This is a genomic window from Enterobacter soli ATCC BAA-2102 (genome assembly GCF_001654845.1).
In the GTDB taxonomy this organism is placed as follows: Bacteria; Pseudomonadota; Gammaproteobacteria; order Enterobacterales; family Enterobacteriaceae; genus Enterobacter; species Enterobacter soli.
Map to the genome: position 1 here is coordinate 118,478 of NZ_LXES01000051.1, position 20,521 is coordinate 138,998.

16 protein-coding genes are annotated in these 20,521 nt (G+C 52.9%); 4 read left to right on the plus strand and 12 right to left on the minus strand.

Features of this window, described 5'->3' with window-relative positions; genetic code table 11:
• Positions 1 to 6: 6 nt before the first annotated feature.
• The 8 genes from nuoH to lrhA all read right to left on the minus strand — a co-directional run bounded on the left by nuoH (position 7) and on the right by lrhA (position 10,188).
• On the minus strand, positions 7 to 984 hold the full coding sequence (gene nuoH / locus M987_RS21160; RefSeq protein ID WP_006176509.1) for an NADH-quinone oxidoreductase subunit NuoH: 978 nt from the start codon (positions 982 to 984) through the stop codon (positions 7 to 9).
• Entirely contained in the window at positions 981 to 3,704 is a 2,724-nt protein-coding gene (gene nuoG / locus M987_RS21165) for an NADH-quinone oxidoreductase subunit NuoG (protein ID WP_014071105.1), read from the minus strand. Before nuoG ends, nuoH begins: the two co-directional genes overlap by 4 nt.
• 55 nt (positions 3,705 to 3,759) lie before the next feature.
• On the minus strand, positions 3,760 to 5,097 hold the full coding sequence (gene nuoF, locus M987_RS21170; protein WP_014071106.1) for an NADH-quinone oxidoreductase subunit NuoF: 1,338 nt from the start codon (positions 5,095 to 5,097) through the stop codon (positions 3,760 to 3,762).
• Positions 5,094 to 5,594, minus strand: a complete 501-nt coding sequence (nuoE, locus tag M987_RS21175; RefSeq protein ID WP_014071107.1) for an NADH-quinone oxidoreductase subunit NuoE — start codon at positions 5,592 to 5,594, stop codon at positions 5,094 to 5,096. Before nuoE ends, nuoF begins: the two co-directional genes overlap by 4 nt.
• A 2-nt stretch (positions 5,595 to 5,596) precedes the next feature.
• The gene (gene nuoC, locus M987_RS21180) at positions 5,597 to 7,399 is read right to left on the minus strand and encodes an NADH-quinone oxidoreductase subunit C/D (protein ID WP_014071108.1); all 1,803 of its coding nucleotides are present in this window, start codon (positions 7,397 to 7,399) and stop codon (positions 5,597 to 5,599) included.
• Between the two features lie 89 nt (positions 7,400 to 7,488).
• Entirely contained in the window at positions 7,489 to 8,163 is a 675-nt protein-coding gene (gene nuoB, locus M987_RS21185) for an NADH-quinone oxidoreductase subunit NuoB (RefSeq protein ID WP_003861482.1), read from the minus strand.
• Positions 8,164 to 8,178: 15 nt separating this feature from the next.
• Positions 8,179 to 8,619, minus strand: a complete 441-nt coding sequence (nuoA, locus tag M987_RS21190) for an NADH-quinone oxidoreductase subunit NuoA (RefSeq protein WP_014071109.1) — start codon at positions 8,617 to 8,619, stop codon at positions 8,179 to 8,181.
• Between the two features lie 630 nt (positions 8,620 to 9,249).
• Positions 9,250 to 10,188 (minus strand): transcriptional regulator LrhA, encoded by a 939-nt coding sequence (gene lrhA, locus M987_RS21195; protein ID WP_014071110.1) that lies wholly within the window; start codon positions 10,186 to 10,188, stop codon positions 9,250 to 9,252.
• Between the two features lie 947 nt (positions 10,189 to 11,135).
• Between lrhA and alaA the strand changes: the two genes are divergently transcribed.
• Together alaA and yfbR are read left to right on the plus strand one after the other, a co-directional pair.
• Positions 11,136 to 12,350: an alanine transaminase AlaA gene (alaA, locus tag M987_RS21200; RefSeq protein ID WP_003861471.1), complete on the plus strand. Its 1,215-nt coding sequence runs from the start codon at positions 11,136 to 11,138 to the stop codon at positions 12,348 to 12,350.
• A 115-nt stretch (positions 12,351 to 12,465) separates the two neighbouring features.
• On the plus strand, positions 12,466 to 13,065 hold the full coding sequence (gene yfbR / locus M987_RS21205) for a 5'-deoxynucleotidase (protein WP_014071111.1): 600 nt from the start codon (positions 12,466 to 12,468) through the stop codon (positions 13,063 to 13,065).
• Positions 13,066 to 13,117: 52 nt separating this feature from the next.
• On the opposite strand, the gene M987_RS21210 is transcribed toward yfbR, so the two are convergent.
• The 4 genes from M987_RS21210 to yfbV form a co-directional block, all read right to left on the minus strand.
• Positions 13,118 to 14,950: an SLC13 family permease gene (locus M987_RS21210; RefSeq protein ID WP_014071112.1), complete on the minus strand. Its 1,833-nt coding sequence runs from the start codon at positions 14,948 to 14,950 to the stop codon at positions 13,118 to 13,120.
• A gap of 77 nt (positions 14,951 to 15,027) precedes the next feature.
• Positions 15,028 to 15,687, minus strand: a complete 660-nt coding sequence (locus M987_RS21215; RefSeq protein ID WP_014071113.1) for a sugar phosphatase — start codon at positions 15,685 to 15,687, stop codon at positions 15,028 to 15,030.
• 11 nt (positions 15,688 to 15,698) lie between these two features.
• A complete protein-coding gene (locus M987_RS21220; RefSeq protein ID WP_014071114.1) occupies positions 15,699 to 16,193 on the minus strand; it encodes a YfbU family protein in 495 nt (164 codons plus the stop codon).
• Between the two features lie 92 nt (positions 16,194 to 16,285).
• Complete coding sequence (gene yfbV / locus M987_RS21225; RefSeq protein WP_014071115.1) at positions 16,286 to 16,741, minus strand: terminus macrodomain insulation protein YfbV; 456 nt, start codon at positions 16,739 to 16,741, stop codon at positions 16,286 to 16,288.
• A gap of 337 nt (positions 16,742 to 17,078) precedes the next feature.
• Here yfbV and ackA point away from each other — a divergent pair, with 337 nt between their 5' ends.
• Together ackA and pta are read left to right on the plus strand one after the other, a co-directional pair.
• Positions 17,079 to 18,281 (plus strand): acetate kinase, encoded by a 1,203-nt coding sequence (gene ackA / locus M987_RS21230; protein ID WP_014071116.1) that lies wholly within the window; start codon positions 17,079 to 17,081, stop codon positions 18,279 to 18,281.
• A gap of 76 nt (positions 18,282 to 18,357) precedes the next feature.
• Positions 18,358 to 20,499: a phosphate acetyltransferase gene (gene pta / locus M987_RS21235; protein ID WP_014071117.1), complete on the plus strand. Its 2,142-nt coding sequence runs from the start codon at positions 18,358 to 18,360 to the stop codon at positions 20,497 to 20,499.
• The last annotated feature ends 22 nt before the right edge of the window (positions 20,500 to 20,521 follow it).

Genomic DNA, 20,521 nt, shown 5'->3' on the forward strand with positions numbered 1-20,521 from the left:
AGCCCCTTATGGCTGCTGCCAGAGAATGACAGCTGCCGTTACCAACAAGTTGACGAGCGTCAGCGGCAGGCACACTTTCCAGCCGAAGGACATTACCTGGTCATAACGAGGACGCGGTAATGACGCACGAATCAAAATGAACATCATCATGAAGAACGCGGTTTTCAGCGCGAACCAGATGAACGGCGGTAAGAACGGGCCATGCCAGCCACCAAAGAACAGCGTTACCATCAACGCGGAAATGGTGACGATACCGATGTACTCGCCCACGAAGAACAGACCGAATTTCATACCGGAATATTCAATGTGGTAACCGTCGGCCAGTTCCTGTTCGGCTTCTGGCTGGTCAAACGGGTGACGGTGACACACCGCCACGCCCGCGATAGCAAAGGTAACAAAACCAAAGAACTGCGGGATAACGTTCCAGATGTCAGCCTGGTTGTTGACGATGTCGGTCATGTTGAATGAACCGGCCTGCGCCACCACGCCCATCAGGGAAAGACCCAGGAATACTTCGTAGCTCAGCGTCTGCGCGGAAGCACGCATCGCACCCAGCAGGGAGTATTTGTTGTTACTGGACCAGCCTGCGAACAGTACCGCGTAAACCGCGAGGCCTGCCATCATCAGGAAGAACAGAATGCCGATGTTCAGGTCAGCTACAACCCAGGTCGGGCTGACAGGAACGATGGCAAACGCCAGCAACAGCGAGGTAAAGGCGATCATCGGTGCCAGAGTAAAGATCACGCGATCCGAGAAGCGCGGGATCCAGTCCTCTTTAAAGAACATCTTGATCATGTCCGCGACCAGCTGGAGTGAACCACCCCAGCCCACGCGGTTCGGTCCGTAACGGTTCTGGAACAGACCGAGCAGACGACGTTCACCAAAGCTCATGAACGCGCCACAGGTGACGACCACCAGCAGAATCACAACCGCTTTCAGAATGCTCAGCAGGATGTCGATAAGATCCGGCGTTAACCAACTCATGCTTTTGCCTCCTGCAAGTTATCAAGACGCGCGCCCGCCAGTACCGGAGCGATGCCAGGCATCCCCATCGGCAGACCCACCTGCCCTGCTGTCAGACCTTCGGAGATAATCAGCGGCAGGCTGATTGTCTGGCCATCGTAGCTAAAGGCAATGTTCGCGCCCGCATTCACGCCAAGCTTCGCGGCATCTGCCGGGTTGAGCTTGATGTAAGGCTGCGGCATACGTTGCTGGAATACCGGAGAACGCTGGGACATTTCGTCGCTACCAAACAGATGGTAGTACGGCGCAATACGCCAGTTGCCATCCTGAGCCTGGAAGCTTGCCGGCACGGCGCTGAAGAAATCCAGACCGGTTTCGGAGGCTTCAATCAGACGCACACCCGGATCGCCATGACGCAGGGAGCCGCCCACTTCTGCCTGGAACTTGTTCCATGCCTGTGGGGAGTTCCAGCCCGGAGCCCATGCAAACGGAACCTGAGAGCGCGGCGCAGACGGCTGGTTGTTCCCTTCCATAGAGAAGGCGAACATGGTGTCTTTGTCCTGCGGCTGACGAGGTTCATGCACGCTGATGTTGGCACGCATTGCGGTACGACCGCTGTAACGGTGTGGTTCACGCGCCAGTTTCTGGCCGCGAATACGGAAGCTTGCGTCAGGTGCAGCATCTTTGATGGCCGCCAGCTGAGGCAGTTTTTCCACAACCGCGTCGATAACGTGGTCAAGCTGCGTCCAGTCCACTTCACGGCTCTGCACGGTGCTGTGCAGGGAGTGCAGCCAGCGCCAGCTTTCCAGCATGATGGTGTTACTGTCGTAGTACGCAGGGTCATAAACCTGGAAGAAGCGCTGTGCGCGGCCTTCGTTGTTAATCACCGTACCGTCGCTTTCTGCGAAGCTTGCCGCAGAGAGCACCAGATGCGCCTTATCCATAATCGCGGTACGCTGATGGTCAATCACCATCACCAGTGGCGCTTTTGCCAGCGCAGCGTCAACGCGTGACGCGGAGGCATGACGATGCAGGTCGTTCTCAAGCACGATAACCGCGTCAGCAGCACCGGTTTCCAGTTCGCTTAACGCTGCGTCCAGAGAGCCGCCGCCAATCATACCCAGACCGATGCTGTTCACCGCACGGGCAATCATGGTCACGCCAACATCCGCACCACGGCCTTTCAGGGCTTTAGCAACGTTTGCTGCTGCCTGAACGATCTCGGCGCTACCGGCGTTAGTACCGGAAATAATCAGCGGTTTTTTCGCACCCGCCAGCGCCTGAACAATCACGTCAACCTTGTTTTGCAGGTCGCGATCCAGTTCAACGGCCGGAGAGTTGTTGTCCAGCGCGTGTGCAATGGCAAAGCCGAGACGAGCCTGGTCTTCAACCGGCGCGCGGTAGGTCCACGCGGCGATATCATCCAGACGGGTGTCGTCGATGCTGGTGACAAACAGAGGATGCTTGGCGCGCTGGCCGATGTTCAGGATTGCTGCAATCTGCCAGTCAGCCACTTTCTGGGCTGCCGCCATTTCACGTGCTTTACCTTTCACCGCCTGGCGAACCGCCAGAGCCGCGCGAGCGCCGGTCTGAGTCAGGTCTTCACCCAGCACCAGAACTGCATCATAGGATTCGATTTCGCGCAGCGCAGGAGTATGAATACCGCCTTCGCGCAGCACTTTCAGCACCAGTTGCAGACGTTCCTGCTCGCCCTGGGCGATACCGGTGTAGAAGTTTTCAGCCCCAACCAGTTCACGCAGCGCGAAGTTACTTTCAACGCTGGCACGTGGGGAGCCGATACCAATCACTTTCTTCGACTGGCGCAGAATATCTGCCGCGCCCTGCATCGCTTGTTCAGCGTTCAGGGTGATCAGGTCATCGCCACGGCGTTGAACCGGCTGACGCGGACGGTCTTTCAGGTTCACATAGCCATAACCGAAACGACCACGGTCGCACAGGAAGTAGTGGTTAACGGTACCGTTATAGCGGTTTTCGATACGACGCAGTTCGCCGTAACGTTCACCCGGACTGGTGTTACAGCCAAGAGAGCACTGCTGGCAGATGCTTGGCGCAAACTGCATGTCCCATTTACGGTTGTAACGCTCGGAGTGCGTTTTATCTGTGAATACGCCGGTCGGGCAGATTTCTACCAGGTTACCGGAGAATTCGCTTTCCAGCGTACCGTCTTCCGGACGACCAAAGTAGACGTTGTCATGTGCGCCATATACGCCCAGATCCTGACCGTCTGCATAGTCTTTGTAGTAACGCACACAGCGGTAACAGGCGATGCAGCGGTTCATTTCATGAGAGATGAACGGCCCCAGATCCTGGTTGCGGTGGGTACGTTTGGTAAAGCGATAGCGACGGAAGCTGTGACCGGTCATCACGGTCATATCCTGAAGGTGGCAGTTACCGCCCTCTTCACAGACCGGACAGTCGTGTGGGTGGTTGGTCATCAACCATTCCACAACGCTTTCGCGGAACTGTTTGGCTTCTTCATCGTCAATCGAAATAAAGGTGCCTTCGGTGGCTGGCGTCATACAGGACATCACCAGGCGACCACGCGTGTCTTCCGCGTTTTGATATTGCTTCACCGCACACTGGCGGCAAGCACCGACGCTGCCCAGCGCCGGATGCCAGCAAAAGTACGGAATATCAAGGCCGAGCGACAGACAAGCTTCTAGCAGGTTGTCCGCCCCGTTGACCTCGTATTCTTTGCCGTCTACATGAATCGTAGCCATTAGCATGCTTCCAGTTGGCTCAGATTAGCTCTGAGCGTTAATCAAAATTCTGTTTTTACCAGCGCGCTTTCAGCAGGTTCGGCTGAATACCATTAATTGAATGGGTATTGCTGAACGGCTGCTTGATGCCTGCTTCGAATTCGTCGCGGAAATATTTAATCGCGCTCTGCAATGGCTCTACAGCACCCGGTGCGTGGGCACAGAAGGTTTTACCAGGGCCCAGGAATCGACACAGTTGCTCAAGTGTCTCGATATCGCCAGGCTGGCCTTCGCCACGTTCAATAGCACGCAGGATCTTCACGCTCCACGGCAGACCATCACGGCACGGTGTACACCAGCCGCAGGACTCGCGAGCGAAGAACTCTTCCAGGTTACGTACCAGCGATACCATGCCGATCTCGTGGTCGACGGCCATCGCCAGCGCCGTACCGAGACGGCTGCCTGCTTTACCAATGCTTTCGAATTCCATTGGCAGGTCAAGATGAGCCTCGGTCAGGAAATCGGTTCCTGCCCCGCCTGGCTGCCAGGCTTTGAATTTCAGCCCGTCACGCATCCCGCCTGCATAGTCTTCAAGAATTTCGCGCGCGGTCGTACCAAATGGCAGCTCCCAGACACCCGGGTTCTTCACGCGGCCAGAGAAGCCCATCAGTTTGGTACCTGCATCTTTACTTGAAGAGATGCCTTGATACCACTCCACGCCGTTGGCGAGGATCGCCGGAACGTTACACAGGGTTTCGACGTTGTTAACACACGTCGGTTTACCCCATACGCCGGAGCTTGCCGGGAACGGTGGCTTGGAACGCGGGTTCGCACGACGGCCTTCAAGGGAGTTAATCAGCGCGGTTTCTTCACCGCAGATGTAACGCCCTGCACCGGTGTGCACGAACAGTTCGAAGTCAAAACCGGTGCCCAGAATGTTTTTACCCAGCAGACCCGCTTCGGTCGCTTCGGCAATCGCGCGGCGCAGGTTTTCTGCGGCTTCGATGTACTCACCACGCAGGAAGATGTAGCCACGGTAAGCTTTCAGCGCAAACGCGGAGATCAACATACCTTCCACCAGCAGGTGCGGCAGTTGTTCCATCAGCAGGCGGTCTTTATAGGTGCCAGGTTCCATTTCATCGGCGTTACACAGCAGGTAACGGATGTTCATGGATTCGTCTTTTGGCATCAGGCTCCACTTCAGACCGGTGGAGAAGCCCGCACCGCCGCGCCCTTTCAGGCCAGCGTCTTTTACCGCATTAACGATTTCGTCCGGTGCCATGCCGCCCAGGGCTTTACGCGCACCGGCATAGCCGTTTTTGCTTTCGTATTCTTCAAGCCATACCGGCTGTTTGTCATCGCGCAGACGCCAGGTCAGCGGATGAGTTTCAGCAGTACGAATTACAGTTTTCATTTGTACTGCTCCAGCAGGTCAGGAATGGCTTCCGGCGTCAGATGGCTGTGAGTATCCTCATCAATCATCATGGTCGGCCCCTTGTCGCAGTTACCCAGGCAGCAGGTTGGCAGCAGGGTAAAACGACCGTCGAACGTGGTCTGGCCTGGTTTGATATCGAGTTTTTTCTCAATAGCAGCCTGAATGCCCTGATAACCCGTGATGTGACAAACCACACTGTCACAGTAGCGGATCACGTGGCGGCCAACCGGCTGGCGGAAGATCTGGCTATAGAACGTTGCCACACCTTCTACGTCGCTTGCCGGAATACCCAGCACTTTTGCGATCTCATAGATCGCCCCATCCGGCACCCAACCACGCTGTTTCTGTACGATTTTCAGCGCTTCAATGGACGCCGCACGCGGGTCTTCGTAGTGGTGCATCTCATGCTCAATGGCGGCACGTTCTGCTTCACTCAGCTCAAAAGCCTCGGTCTGTGGTTGTTGATTTTCGTGCATAATTAGCGGTCCACATCTGACATAACAAAATCGATACTACCCAGATACACAATCAGGTCAGAGACCAGACTGCCGCGGATAGCGGCCGGGATCTGCTGCAAGTGTGCGAAGCTTGGCGTACGCACACGGGTACGGTAGCTCATGGTGCTGCCGTCGCTGGTCAGGTAGTAACTGTTGATACCCTTGGTCGCTTCAATCATCTGGAAGGATTCCTGCGCCGGCATGACCGGGCCCCAGGACACTTGCAGGAAGTGCGTGATCAGGGTTTCGATATGTTGCAGCGTGCGCTCTTTCGGTGGCGGCGTCGTCAGCGGGTGATCCGCTTTGAACGGGCCTTCCGGCATGTTGTTGAGGCACTGCTCAAGGATGCGCAGACTCTGGCGCAACTCTTCCACTTTCAGCATCACACGGGTGTAGCAGTCGGAAACGCCGCCGCCAACCGGGACTTCAAAGTCGAAGTTCTCGTAGCCAGAGTAAGGACGGGCTTTACGCACGTCGAAATCAATACCGGTCGCACGCAGACCTGCCCCTGTTGTGCCCCACTCCAGCGCTTCTTTCGCACCGTAAGCAGCAACGCCCTGGGAACGGCCTTTCAGGATGGTGTTACGCAGCGCGGCTTTCTCGTAAGAAGCCAGACGTTTTGGCATCCAGTCGAGGAATTCACGCAGCAGACGGTCCCATCCGCGTGGCAGATCGTGTGCCACACCGCCGATACGGAACCAGGCCGGGTGCATACGGAAGCCGGTAATAGCTTCGACCAGATCGTAGATCTTCTGGCGGTCGGTAAAGGCGAAGAAGACCGGGGTCATCGCGCCAACGTCCTGGATGAACGTGGAGATGTAGAGCAGATGGCTGTTAATACGGAACAGCTCAGACAGCATTACGCGGATGACATTAACGCGATCCGGCGTGGTGATGCCTGCCAGTTTCTCAACGGCCAGCACGTATGGCATTTCGTTTACGCAGCCGCCGAGGTATTCGATACGGTCGGTATACGGAATGTAGCTGTGCCAGGACTGACGCTCGCCCATCTTCTCAGCACCACGGTGGTGGTAGCCGATATCCGGTACGCAATCGACAATCTCTTCGCCATCGAGCTGAAGAATAATTCGGAATGCACCGTGCGCTGACGGGTGGTTTGGACCGAGGTTAAGGAACATGAAGTCCTCGTTTTCGGTACCGCGCTTCATGCCCCAGTCTTCCGGCTTGAAGGTCAGTGCTTCCATCTCCAGATCCTGCTTGGCTTTGGTCAGCTCAAACGGGTCGAATTCAGTTGCACGTGCCGGGTAGTCTTTACGCAGCGGGTGGCCGGTCCAGGTCTGAGGCATCATGATGCGCGTCAGATGTGGGTGGCCGTCAAAGGTCATGCCGAACATTTCCCAGGTTTCACGCTCATACCAGTTAGCGTTAGGGAAAAGTTTAGTGATCGTCGGCAGATGCATGTCGTTTTCAGACAATGCCACCTTGAGCATGATATCCGTGTTGCGGTCTATTGAGATCAGGTGGTAGAAAACGGAAAAATCCGCAGCAGGGAGACCCTGGCGGTGGGTACGCAGACGTTCATCCATGCCGTGTAAGTCAAACAGCATGACGTATGGTTTTGGCAATTTCTTGAGGAAATCGACAACTTCCAGTAATTGTTCACGCTTCACCCAAACTACGGGTACCCCGGTGCGGGTGGCCTGAACAGTAAAGGCATCCGGCCCAAAACGGTTGCGCAGCTCGCCAATGACCGGGTCATCCAGATGATCCCGGGTTTGCCATGCGGCTTCTTGCGCGGTTAAGTCGGTCATATTGTTCACCATTGCAAATGGTCCGTGGTGACTGTCAAGCCTGGCTTCGCGCTATTTGAGTAGTGATATGCGAAGGTGTTCTCCAGGCCCACAGGCGCAAATTAAATTTCGTCAGGCGTACGCAGGTTGGTGACTGCAATACGTTCACCGCGTTTACGCTCACGCTCAGACTGCATGTTGGCGCGATACACACCCTGATCCCCTACAACCCAGGAAAGTGGGCGGCGCTCTTTACCGATGGACTCCTGCAACAGCATCAGAGCCTGCATGTAAGCTTCCGGACGTGGCGGACAACCAGGGATGTACACGTCCACCGGAATGAACTTATCAACGCCCTGCACAACGGAATAAATGTCGTACATACCGCCTGAGTTTGCACATGCGCCCATGGAGATAACCCATTTTGGCTCAAGCATCTGGTCATAAAGACGCTGAATGACAGGTGCCATTTTGGTAAAGCATGTACCGGCTACCACCATCAGGTCGGCCTGACGTGGGGAAGCACGCAGTACCTCTGCCCCAAAACGCGCAACGTCATGCACCGCAGTGAATGACGTCACCATTTCAACGTAGCAGCAAGAAAGGCCAAAGTTGTATGGCCAGATGGAGTTCTTACGACCCCAGTTGACCATATCGTGCATGGCGTGCTCGAGCTTGCCCATGTACACGCTTTTATTGACTTCTTGCTCCAGGGGGTCGGTTACGATCTCCTGTTTTTGCAGGGGGTAACGGTCATTCTCACCGTTAGGATCTATGCGGGTGAGCGTATAATCCATCTTATTGCCTCGCTGTTACTGCTGACGATTAGAGATACTGTTTTCCGGGTTGATGTGTTCACGGCGTGAACGCACAGGTGTCCAGTCCAGCGCGCCAATACGCACCAGATAAACCAGACCGGCCAGTAACACTAAAATGAAAATTGCGGCCTCGACAAAGCCCACCCAACCACTTTCGCGGATGGAAGTAGACCATGCGAAAAGGTAAAGCGCTTCCACGTCGAAGATGACGAAGAACATGGCTACCAGGTAGAACTTGGCAGACAGGCGTAAGCGAGCGGAACCTACTGAATCAATACCTGATTCGAAAGGTGTGTTTTTGTGCCTTGCGCGGGCGCGACCGCCCAGGAACCAGCCGCCGACTAACATCAGGCAGCACAGGCCTATGGCTACAATAAGAAAGATTGCGAATGCCCAGTGATGAGCGATGACTTCTGTGGATGTTGACATACTCATTGCTTACTCATCAAAAGTGATACCTACGACACTGCTCTTGCTGGCAGATGGGCATCACATCGATTCATGGGGAGGAACAAATAACCTTACACTAACTGTCGGAAATGAGGCGTAGACAGCAAAATGATGTGGTTTTTTACTCCTTTCTATAACCTTTTGTCAACTTTAACAAAGGTTTCTTCACATTAAATTACATCGAGCGATTCTCATTAACATTTCATGCCCTTTAACCCTGGTGGGTACCTGACTTTACGTCAAATGCATGTTGTTGAATCGTGTCCGTTTTGGAAGTAAAAAAAATAACCCTCCTATTTTGACAGGATTCGCCAACGATTCCTCCCCCCAAATAGGAGTATTTTCTTGATCTGAGACACGCTTTTGTTAATTCAATCAAAAAAACGGCAACATATTTCCCGTTTTTTTAACATGAGCACCCCAGAAAGGAACTGAGAACAGAAATTGTCTAAATTTTAAACCAATCATATCAATAGCATGATAATTAAGACTTATTTACCTAAACCCTAGTCAGGTGAAGGTTATTTTTGTCAAAAAAAAACCACTCCGTGAGAAAATCACGCGAGTGGCCTTTTTTTACACTTACATTTTGTTACCAGAAATTTGAGCTATTGATCACTCAAAATCCCCTTCAACCATCAGAGAGTCGCCCCCCCCTTCGGGAGTAACATGCTCATATTGCCAGGGGTTATGGTAGTTTTCCATGGCCTCGAACACGACCTTCGCCAGTTCGTTATTGCTGGACGCATTGTGGCAGAGCAGGTATTCCGTCTCCGGCAGCACGGGAAGACCATCGGTTTTACCCAATACGCGCAGATCCGGGCTCATCATCTCTACCGGACGAGCCGTTACACCAAGCCCCGCTTTCACGGCGGCACGCACTGCTGGCAAGGTCGATGCCACATAGGCCAGACGCCACGGGATATTGGCTTCATTCAGCGCAGAAATCACCATATCGCGGAACGGGCTTGGATCATCGAGCAAGACCAGCGGAATAGCCTCACCTTTTTGCAGGACATATTCAGCTGCACAATACCAATGCGTTGGTGAGGTCCGTAACGTCAGACAATCAAATTGCCCAGGACGGTGCGTAGTCACCACCAAATCAACTTCATTCCCCTTCAACATATCCACCATAAAGGCGTTACGTTTTACGCTAACATCCAGCGCAAGTTTCGGATAAACCGAACTAATACGGTTGAGAAGGAAAGGCAATATGGTATCAGCAGATTCATCAGATGCGCCTAATGTTAGCACCCCCTGAAGGTTGCTAAACATTAATGACATACATGCTTCATCATTAAAGCGAAGTATTTTCCTGGCATAACCTAAAAGCTGAATACCGTGCTCAGTTAAAAGCTTATTACGCCCATGGCGTGCAAAAAGCTCTTTACCGACCAGTTGCTCCAGCCTTTGCATTTGTTGGCTCACGGCTGACTGGGTACGGCATACTGCGGCAGCAGCTGCTGCAAAAGTGTTGAGATCGGCGACCGCAACAAACGTTCTCAGCAGATCGAGGTCGAGATTCATTATCGGACGATTTGCATTTATCATATCTATTCACTTACAGGTTGCTCGTGCGGAGCTGCCCGGGTTGAAGCTGTGTGTAACAGTTAAACAATTCCTTCTGAAGGATTTCCCTCGCATCCCGGCCCGGCAGACTGCCTGACAGATAGTTATTGTGCTGCTGTAAACCAACAGTCAGAAATCACGTTTCATGACGTTATTTTTATTCTCTTAAACGTTCAGGATATTTAGATGTTTGCAGGTTTATGTAAATTCCATTAAAGGAAACGCACATTTTCTGCCATCTTGATCGCAGCGCTGTTAACGTAGCAAGATGTGGTTTACACATTCCGGCCAGAGATAACCCCAACAATAACAATCAATTATATAAGAAAAGTTGATTCAGATAGGCAATACATGAGTATCTCTCATCTACTCTCCTGAAAGACATCTTAACCCAAATCCACTATATTTATAAGTATTATTGCAATATTCAGGATTTAACAGGGTTGATAAGCAACTTAACTAATTTTATTAAAATTAACGAAAGTTGCAATTTCATCGGTAATAATAAATAAATTTTAATTTAGATTAAGGTTATTCATTAATAACACTTAACATTAAATTTACATGGACAACTTTTAACCCAGTTAATCAATATAATGCGCAACACCCCTAAAGCTCAGGTTTTACGAAAAGTCACGCAGGGCAACTGCTCGCCTGTTCCCGCTCTGCGGTTCTGAGCTTTATTTATTTCAGCATAAAATGCAACAAAACAAGACTCATAAAGCACAATAAACCTAAATCCACATTACAAGCGTTACTTTAAGGCAGGCAAATCGTTTATTGATAGCGAAATAGATTACAAAGAATTTACCCCATTGTGCAAAATCTTCTTCTGTTCGCCCTTCAAAACGAAGCGAGGTGGGAGTACATTGTTCCGTGCTGACTTCCACGGCAGGGAGTGGCAATAATAGCGAAAAGGTTAAAGGTTCATGTCCCCTATCGAAAAATCCAGCAAACTAGATAACGTCTGTTATGACATTCGCGGCCCGGTTCTCAAAGAGGCAAAACGTCTCGAAGAAGAAGGCAACAAGGTTCTGAAGCTCAACATTGGTAACCCCGCGCCATTTGGTTTTGAAGCGCCGGATGAAATCCTGGTTGATGTGATCCGCAACCTGCCTACTGCGCAAGGTTATTGCGATTCCAAAGGACTCTACTCAGCACGTAAAGCCATCATGCAGCATTATCAGGCGCGTGGGATGCGTGATGTCACCGTGGAAGATATCTATATCGGTAACGGCGTTTCCGAACTGATCGTGCAGGCGATGCAGGCACTGCTGAACAGCGGTGATGAAATGCTGGTACCAGCACCGGATTACCCGCTGTGGACGGCTGCTGTGTCGCTGTCCAGCGGTAAAGCGGTGCACTACCTGTGCGACGAATCCTCAGACTGGTTCCCGGATCTGGATGATATCCGCGCCAAAATCACCCCACGTACGCGCGGGATCGTGATTATCAACCCGAACAACCCAACGGGTGCGGTGTACTCCAAAGAACTGCTAATGGAGATCGTAGAGATCGCCCGCCAGCACAACCTGATCATTTTCGCTGACGAAATCTACGACAAAATCCTGTACGACGCAGCGCAGCACCACTCTATCGCCGCACTGGCGCCAGATCTGCTGACCGTCACCTTCAACGGCCTGTCAAAAACGTACCGCGTGGCGGGCTTCCGTCAGGGCTGGATGGTACTGAACGGCCCGAAAAAGCACGCGAAAGGCTATATCGAAGGGCTGGAAATGCTGGCCTCTATGCGCTTGTGCGCAAACGTCCCTGCGCAGCACGCGATCCAGACGGCGCTGGGCGGTTACCAGAGCATCAGCGAATTTATCGTTCCTGGCGGACGTTTGTATGAACAGCGTAACCGTGCCTGGGAGCTCATCAACGATATTCCGGGTGTATCCTGCGTGAAACCTAACGGCGCGCTCTATATGTTCCCGAAAATTGATGCGAAGCGCTTCAATATTCATGACGATCAGAAAATGGTGCTCGATTTCCTGCTTCAGGAGAAAGTACTGCTGGTTCAGGGGACTGCGTTTAACTGGCCGTGGCCGGATCACGTGCGTATCGTTACCCTGCCGCGTGAAGATGACCTTGAAATGGCCATTAGCCGCTTCGGGCGCTTCCTCTCTGGTTACCATCAGTAACCGCTTTGCTTGCCGGGTGGCGCTACGCTTACCCGGCCTACAAAAACCCGCATTTGCATCTTCCCTCCCCTCCCCGCACAATGAAGCCTGTCGCTGTGAAGACAAAAGGTAACCTATGAGTCAGAGTCATTTCTTTGCCCACCTCTCCCGCCTTAAGCTCATCAACCGCTGGCCGCTGATGCGCAATGTGCGCACTGAGAATGTTTCAGAGCACAGTTTGCAGGTCGCGATGGTTGCCCACGCGCTGGCAGCCATTAAAAACCGTAAGTTTAACGGACAGGTCAACGCAGAACGCATTGCCCTGCTGGCGATGTACCACGATGCGTCAGAAGTTCTGACGGGGGATTTACCCACCCCGGTGAAATATTTCAATTCGCAGATTGCCCAGGAATATAAAGCAATCGAGAAGATTGCCCAGCAGAAGCTGATCGACATGGTGCCGGAAGAGTTACGCGATATCTTCGAGCCGCTTATCGATGAGCACAGCTATACCGAAGACGAGAAATCGCTGGTGAAGCAGGCAGATGCGCTGTGCGCCTATCTGAAATGTCTGGAAGAGCTATCCGCGGGGAACAACGAATTTCTTCTGGCAAAAACGCGTCTGGAAAAAACGCTTGAGGCCCGTCGCAGCGATGAGATGGATTATTTTATGCAGGTGTTTGTGCCAAGCTTCCATTTATCGCTGGACGAAATTAGCCAGGATTCTCCGTTGTAATTTTTGCCGGGTGGCGGCTTCGCCTTACCCGGCCTACGTTTCTGTGCTCGCGCTAAAACGGGAATAAAACCGGAATTAACACCACACACACCAGCATCACCAGCACCGTGAAGGGCACACCAATCTTCACAAAATCGCTGAACTTATAGTTCCCTGGCCCCAGCACCAGCGTGTTAACCGGTGATGAGACGGGGGTCATAAATGCTGCCGATGCTGCCATCGCCACCATCATGGCAAACGGATAAGGGGAGACGCCCATTGATTTTGCCATCGCCAGAGCAATAGGTGCCATTAATACGGCGGTTGCGGTGTTCGAAATAAACAAGCCAATTGCGGCGCACATGACAAACAAGCACACCAGCATCATGTAAGGCCCGTAGCCCCCACCAACGTCCATCAACCCTTTCACAATCAAATCCACACCACCGGTTTTTTGCAGCGCCAGCGCAAAGGGCATCATCCCGACGATAAGAATAATGCTCGGCCAGTGCACGGCTTTGTAGGCACTTTCCGCATCTATGCAACGGAATTTACCCATCAGCAGACAAGCAATAATTGCCGCCACCGGATTGGGGATCTCATCGGTCAGCATCAGGGCGACCATCAGCACCAGGCAAAAAATCGCATGAGGTGCCTGGCTGTGAGCCGGAGAGGCATCACTCTCTTCAACCGGCATATTGAGCACCACAAAATCACGGCCTTTTTGTCCCAGTTGGCTGATAAGCTTCCAGTTACCTACCACCAGGAAAATATCTCCCAGCAGAATAGGTTCATCGACCACGGCACCTTCAAGCGCTACGCCGTCACGCTTAAGACCAACCACATTCAGGCCGTAGCGGGTACGAAAACCAATTTCGCGCACGGTTTTACCCAACAGTTCCGATTCCGGGATAAGAGAGACTTCCGCCATGCCCACATCCAGCGCCTGATCCGAAAAGTACTCGCCGCGCAGAACCATAGGCTCAAGCAGTTGCTCGCTGCAAAACTCGCGCAGGTCGACGTCTGCCGTGGACATATCAATCAGCAAAACGTCACGCGCACGGAATTCTGATACCCCGTTAACGTTAACAATCACCCGACGAAAGCGACGCCAGCGCTCCACACCGATAACGTTCGCACCGTAGCGCTCGCGCAGCCTGAGGTCATCAAGCCGCTGACCCACCATCGGCGAACCCGGGCGGATCGCCAGGCGGCGGGCGCGGCCAGTCAGACGATACTCTTTAATCAAATCGCGGAAGGTGCGCCGCTTCCAACCATCTTTCGATTTATCCTGTTTTTCGCCTTTCAGCGCAAAACGAGTTAGCAGCATGTAAATAACGCCCAGAACCAGAATCACCAGTCCGAGCGGGGTGACGCTGAAAAAGCTAAACCCCTGCAATCCTTCGCGGATTAACTCACTGTTGACCACCAGGTTTGGCGGCGTGGCCACCAGCGTCATCATTCCGCTGATAAGCCCGGCAAAGCTCAGGGGCATCATCAGACGTGATGGAGAGGTCTGCATTCGCATGGAGACGCTGAGGACGACCGGAATGAAAATGGCCACCACACCGGTAGAGCTCATAAATGCGCCCAGCCCGGCTACGGTCACCATCAGGTAGACCAGCATTTTGGTTTCACTGTTGCCCGCAACCTTGACCAGCCACGCCCCCATAATGGTTGCCACACCGGTACGCACCAGGCCATCGCCGATAATAAACAGGGCCGCAATAAGAATGACGTTAGGGTCGCTAAACCCGGAGAAGGCTTCAGGCAGCGTGAGTGTGCCGCTTAATACAAAGGCGACAATCACAAACAAAGCGACGGCATCCATGCGCACCTTGCCTGTAGCAAAGAGAATGATGGCGATTAAAAGCAGGCTGAGGACCCAAATCAGTTCACCGTTCACAACATATCCTTGTCTGAGGGAGCAGAAGAAAAGAGTGCCATAAAAAAGCCCCAACAAAGTGGGGCTAAATCATGGGATTACATTTTCAGCGAGACAGTTACAATTCCCTCTGGCGACTTAGAAACTGTAATCGCCGTCAGAGAACTGATGACAAAATCGACTTCGTCCAGCCGGGGAGAGTCCGCCGGTACGTTAACCGCGATAACATGGCTACCGGCATTCAAACCTGCCAGAACACCGGCCGCCGCATCTTCCACCACGACACACTCTGCGGGTGCAAGCCCAAGTAACTCCGCGCCCAGTAAGAATGCGTCAGGCTCTGGTTTGCCGCGCTTAACGCGCTCTGCGGTGATAAACACTTCAGGCTTTGGTAAACCTGCCGCTTTATGTCGCGCATGAGCAACCGGGATTGAGCCGGATGTCACAATAGCCCACGGGATGTGCGCCTCGTTTAAATGCTCAAGCAGTTCACGCGCACCAGGCAGTGCAACGATTCCGTCAGTATCTGTCGCTTCAATTTGCTCAAGATAGCTGAACTCAGCCTGAATCTCTTCCTCAGAGCTCCCCGCGAGGAAGTGGCGCAATGAGGTAATGGCCTGTTTGCCATGGATGAAATTCAATACTTCCTGGTGGTCTATGCCATGCCTGTCGGCCCAATGGCACCAGGAGCGCTCCACAACCGGCAGCGAATCCACCAGCGTACCGTCCAGATCAAACAGAAAACCTTTACACTGCACATCCACCTCCGTCAGGCATTAATGATTTGTTGGATTTCGTTGCTGCTTAAATGGTACTGGCGCGGGCAGGAGTGCCAGACGCTCAACATACGCTGGTATTTTTCCCACATTGGGGTCTGCGCATTAAAGCCGTGTGTGCCCGCATCAAAGTGGGTATAGCGCCCTTCTGTGTTCACCATAAAGCGCACATAGCTGAGATAACGCGCTTCGGTTGCGGCATCAAAGCCGAGGAACGTCACGCGACGTTCATCGATGGACTGCTGATCTTTGAGATTGGCCCAGGACACGTGCAGCGCGTGATACATCTCCATGATATCGATAACGATGCGGCAGGTTTCTTCTTTAAGCTCGCCAAACTCACGATCCAGTTCGCGCATCTGCAAACCAAACCCGCGTTCAACGATAGTCTGCAAGCGGCTGTAGCGCTCAGCGTTGTCGGGATCAAGCATAGTCATCATCTTGTACTGGTTAGACAAAATCAGACGTTGAGCATGGGTCATTTCCATCTTTCGACTCCTGTAGCGCATTGCACTGTAAAAAAAAGACACGGTAACTGTTTGTTACTGTGCCTTCTTTTATTAGTCGTTTCGATGATCAATCACAAATCATCGAGGAATGTTTTATCAAGTTGTTTAAATGCCCGCTTGAGGGTATCGGCCAGCGCCTGATAATCCGGTTTACCTTCAACCGGAGCCAGGGCCTGCCCTGCCTCTTCAAGTTTTCCGCGCACTTCATAAAACCAGTGTAAAATTGTTGGTGGCAACGGCGTGACCGAACGTTTACCTAACCACCACAGGCCCTGCATCGGCAGGCTTAGCGCGAACAGCGCGGTAGCAACGGCTGGCCCAAGCTGACCACCCAGTGCGATTTGCCAGCACAGGGTAAAGATAGCCACTGGCGGCATAAAACGAATCGCGTAGCGCGTAGCGCGGATCACGCGATTCTCAACGAACATTGGCGCAAGGCGCTTTTCCATGGGCCACGTCTTTGCGTAATGCTGGCCCCGACGAAACAGACTGAAAAAGCTCACGGAGGGGATCTCAGGTGTCGACATGGCTGTACCTCAACTTCACATATAAAAATTAAAATTTTCGTGCAAAACCACAACAAGCTATGACAACGTTCAAAATATTTTGTCATCGCTACCCAGTATCGGGTATTCTGTGCCAGCCTCATAGGGCCTTAGACGAGAATCGTTAACTCGTCAAATTATCGCATATTATGCCATTGTCTGAAAAATGTTCAAAATGGCATAAAATCATATGTATTTCTTCCATCATGCCAGAATGTTCGTTCGGCATGATGTTAATCATAAATGTCTGGGTCCGATTGCGTTACGCTTCACGACTCACTGACGTTTTTTTAGCCACGTATCAATAATAGGTACTTCCATGTCGAGTAAGTTAGTACTGGTTCTGAACTGCGGTAGCTCCTCACTGAAATTCGCCATCATCGATGCGCTCAACGGTGACGAGTACCTCTCTGGTTTGGCCGAATGTTTCCACCTGCCAGAAGCACGTATCAAGTGGAAGATGGACGGCAGCAAACAAGAAGCGGCTTTAGGTGCAGGCGCCGCTCACAGTGAAGCGCTGAACTTTATCGTTAACACTATTCTGGCACAAAAACCAGAACTGTCTGCTCAGCTGACTGCGATTGGTCACCGTATCGTCCACGGCGGCGAAAAATACACCAGTTCCGTTGTGATCGACGAATCTGTGATCCAGGGTATCAAAGACTCTGCATCCTTTGCACCGCTGCACAACCCAGCACACCTGATCGGTATCGCTGAAGCACTGAAATCCTTCCCGAATCTGAAAGACAAAAACGTGGCCGTGTTCGATACCGCGTTCCATCAGACTATGCCGGAAGAATCTTACCTGTATGCCCTGCCGTACAGCCTGTACAAAGAGCACGGCGTTCGTCGTTACGGCGCGCACGGCACCAGCCACTTCTATGTGACTCAGGAAGCGGCAAAAGTGCTGAACAAGCCAGTTGAAGAACTGAACATCATCACCTGCCACCTGGGCAACGGTGGTTCTGTTTCTGCTATCCGCAACGGCAAATGTGTTGATACCTCCATGGGTCTGACCCCACTGGAAGGCCTGGTGATGGGTACGCGTTCCGGTGATATCGACCCGGCGATTATCTTCCACCTGCACGACACCCTGGGCATGAGCGTTGACCAGATCAACAAGATGCTGACCAAAGAGTCTGGCCTGCTGGGTCTGACCGAAGTGACCAGCGACTGCCGTTATGTTGAAGACAACTACGCAGACAAAGAAGACGCTAAACGTGCAATGGACGTTTACTGCCACCGTCTGGCTAAGTACATCGGTTCTTACACTGCACTGATGGATGGTCGTCTGGATGCGGTTATCTTCACCGGTGGTATCGGTGAGAACGCAGCAATGGTCCGTGAACTGTCCCTGGGTAAACTGGGCGTTCTGGGCTTCGATGTTGATCATGAACGTAACCTGGCTGCCCGTTTCGGTAAGTCTGGTTTCATCAACAAAGAAGGCACCCGTCCTGCTATCGTTATTCCAACTAACGAAGAGCTGGTCATCGCGCAAGACGCGAGCCGCCTGACTGCCTGATTCCACACCGCCAGCTAAGCTGGCGGTGCTGTTTTGTAGCCCGCCCAATTTCGGCGGTAACGAAAGAGGATAAACCGTGTCCCGTATTATTATGCTGATCCCTACCGGAACCAGCGTCGGCCTGACCAGCGTCAGCCTTGGCGTTATCCGTGCTATGGAACGCAAAGGCGTTCGTCTGAGCGTCTTTAAGCCAATCGCCCAGCCACGTGCCGGTGGCGATGCGCCAGACCAGACCACCACCATCGTGCGTAAGAACTCCAATCTGCCAGCCGCTGAACCGCTGAAGATGAGCCACGTTGAATCTCTGCTCTCCAGCAACCAGAAAGATGTGCTGATGGAAGAGATCATCGCCAACTACCACGCCAGCACGCAAGATGCAGAAGTGGTTCTGGTTGAAGGCCTGGTTCCTACCCGTAAACACCAGTTTGCCCAGTCTCTGAACTTTGAGATCGCGAAAACGCTGAACGCAGAAATCGTCTTCGTGATGTCCCAGGGTACTGACACCCAGGAACAGCTGAAAGAGCGTATCGAACTGACTCGCAGCAGCTTCGGCGGCGCGAAAAACACCAACATCACCGGCGTTATCGTTAACAAACTGAACGCACCGGTTGATGAGCAGGGCCGTACTCGTCCTGACCTGTCCGAAATCTTCGACGACTCTTCCAAAGCGAAAGTGGTTAAAGTGGATGCGGCTAAACTGCAGGAAGCGAGCCCGCTGCCAGTTCTGGGCGCGGTGCCATGGAGCTTTGATCTGATTGCCACCCGTGCAATCGATATGGCGCGTCACCTGAACGCAACCGTGGTTAACGAAGGCGACATCAACACTCGCCGCGTGAAGTCTGTTACCTTCTGTGCGCGCAGCATCCCGCACATGCTGGAACACTTCCGTGCAGGTTCCCTGCTGGTAACCTCTGCTGACCGTCCTGACGTGCTGGTTGCCGCGTGCCTGGCCGCGATGAACGGCGTGGAAATCGGTGCCATCCTGCTGACCGGTGCTTACGAAATGGACCCACGCGTAAGCAAGCTCTGCGAGCGTGCTTTCGCCACTGGCCTGCCAGTATTCATGGTGAACACCAACACCTGGCAGACCTCTCTGAGCCTGCAAAGCTTCAACCTGGAAGTGCCGGTTGATGACCACGAGCGTATCGAGAAAGTTCAGGAATACGTTGCAAGCTACATCAACGCAGACTGGATCGAATCCCTGACTGCGACCTCCGAGCGCAGCCGTCGTCTGTCTCCTCCGGCATTCCGTTACCAGCTGACCGAGCTGGCGCGTAAAGCGGGCAAACGTGTTGTTCTGCCAGAAGGCGACGAACCACGTACCGTTAAAGCGGCTGCTATCTGTGCAGAGCGCGGTATCGCGACATGTGTGCTGCTGGGTAATCCGGAAGAGATCAACCGCGTAGCGGCCTCTCAGGGCGTTGAGCTGGGCACAGGCATTGAAATCGTCGATCCAGAAGTGGTTCGCGAAAGCTATGTTGCACGTCTGGTTGAGCTGCGTAAGAGCAAGGGCATGACCGAAGCCGTTGCGCGTGAGCAGCTGGAAGACAACGTTGTGCTGGGTACACTGATGCTGGAACAGGACGAAGTTGACGGCCTGGTTTCTGGTGCGGTTCACACCACTGCGAACACCATTCGCCCGCCATTGCAGCTGATCAAAACAGCGCCAGGCAGCTCTCTGGTGTCTTCTGTGTTCTTCATGCTGCTGCCTGAACAGGTTTATGTTTACGGTGACTGCGCGATCAACCCAGATCCAACCGCAGAACAACTGGCTGAAATCGCTATTCAGTCTGCTGACTCCGCGATTGCATTCGGTATCGAACCGCGCGTGGCGATGCTCTCCTACTCCACCGGTACTTCTGGTGCAGGTAGCGATGTAGAGAAAGTTCGCGAAGCGACCCGTCTGGCTCAGGAAAAACGTCCTGACCTGATGATCGACGGCCCTCTGCAATACGACGCCGCTGTTATGGCAGACGTTGCGAAATCCAAAGCGCCTAACTCTCCGGTTGCAGGTCGCGCTACCGTGTTCATCTTCCCGGATCTGAACACCGGTAACACCACCTACAAAGCGGTACAGCGTTCAGCTGACCTGATCTCCATCGGACCAATGCTGCAAGGGATGCGCAAACCTGTGAACGACCTGTCTCGTGGCGCGCTGGTAGACGATATCGTCTACACCATCGCTCTGACCGCGATCCAGTCTTCACAGCAGCAGTAAGTTTTACTGCAACAAAAAGGCG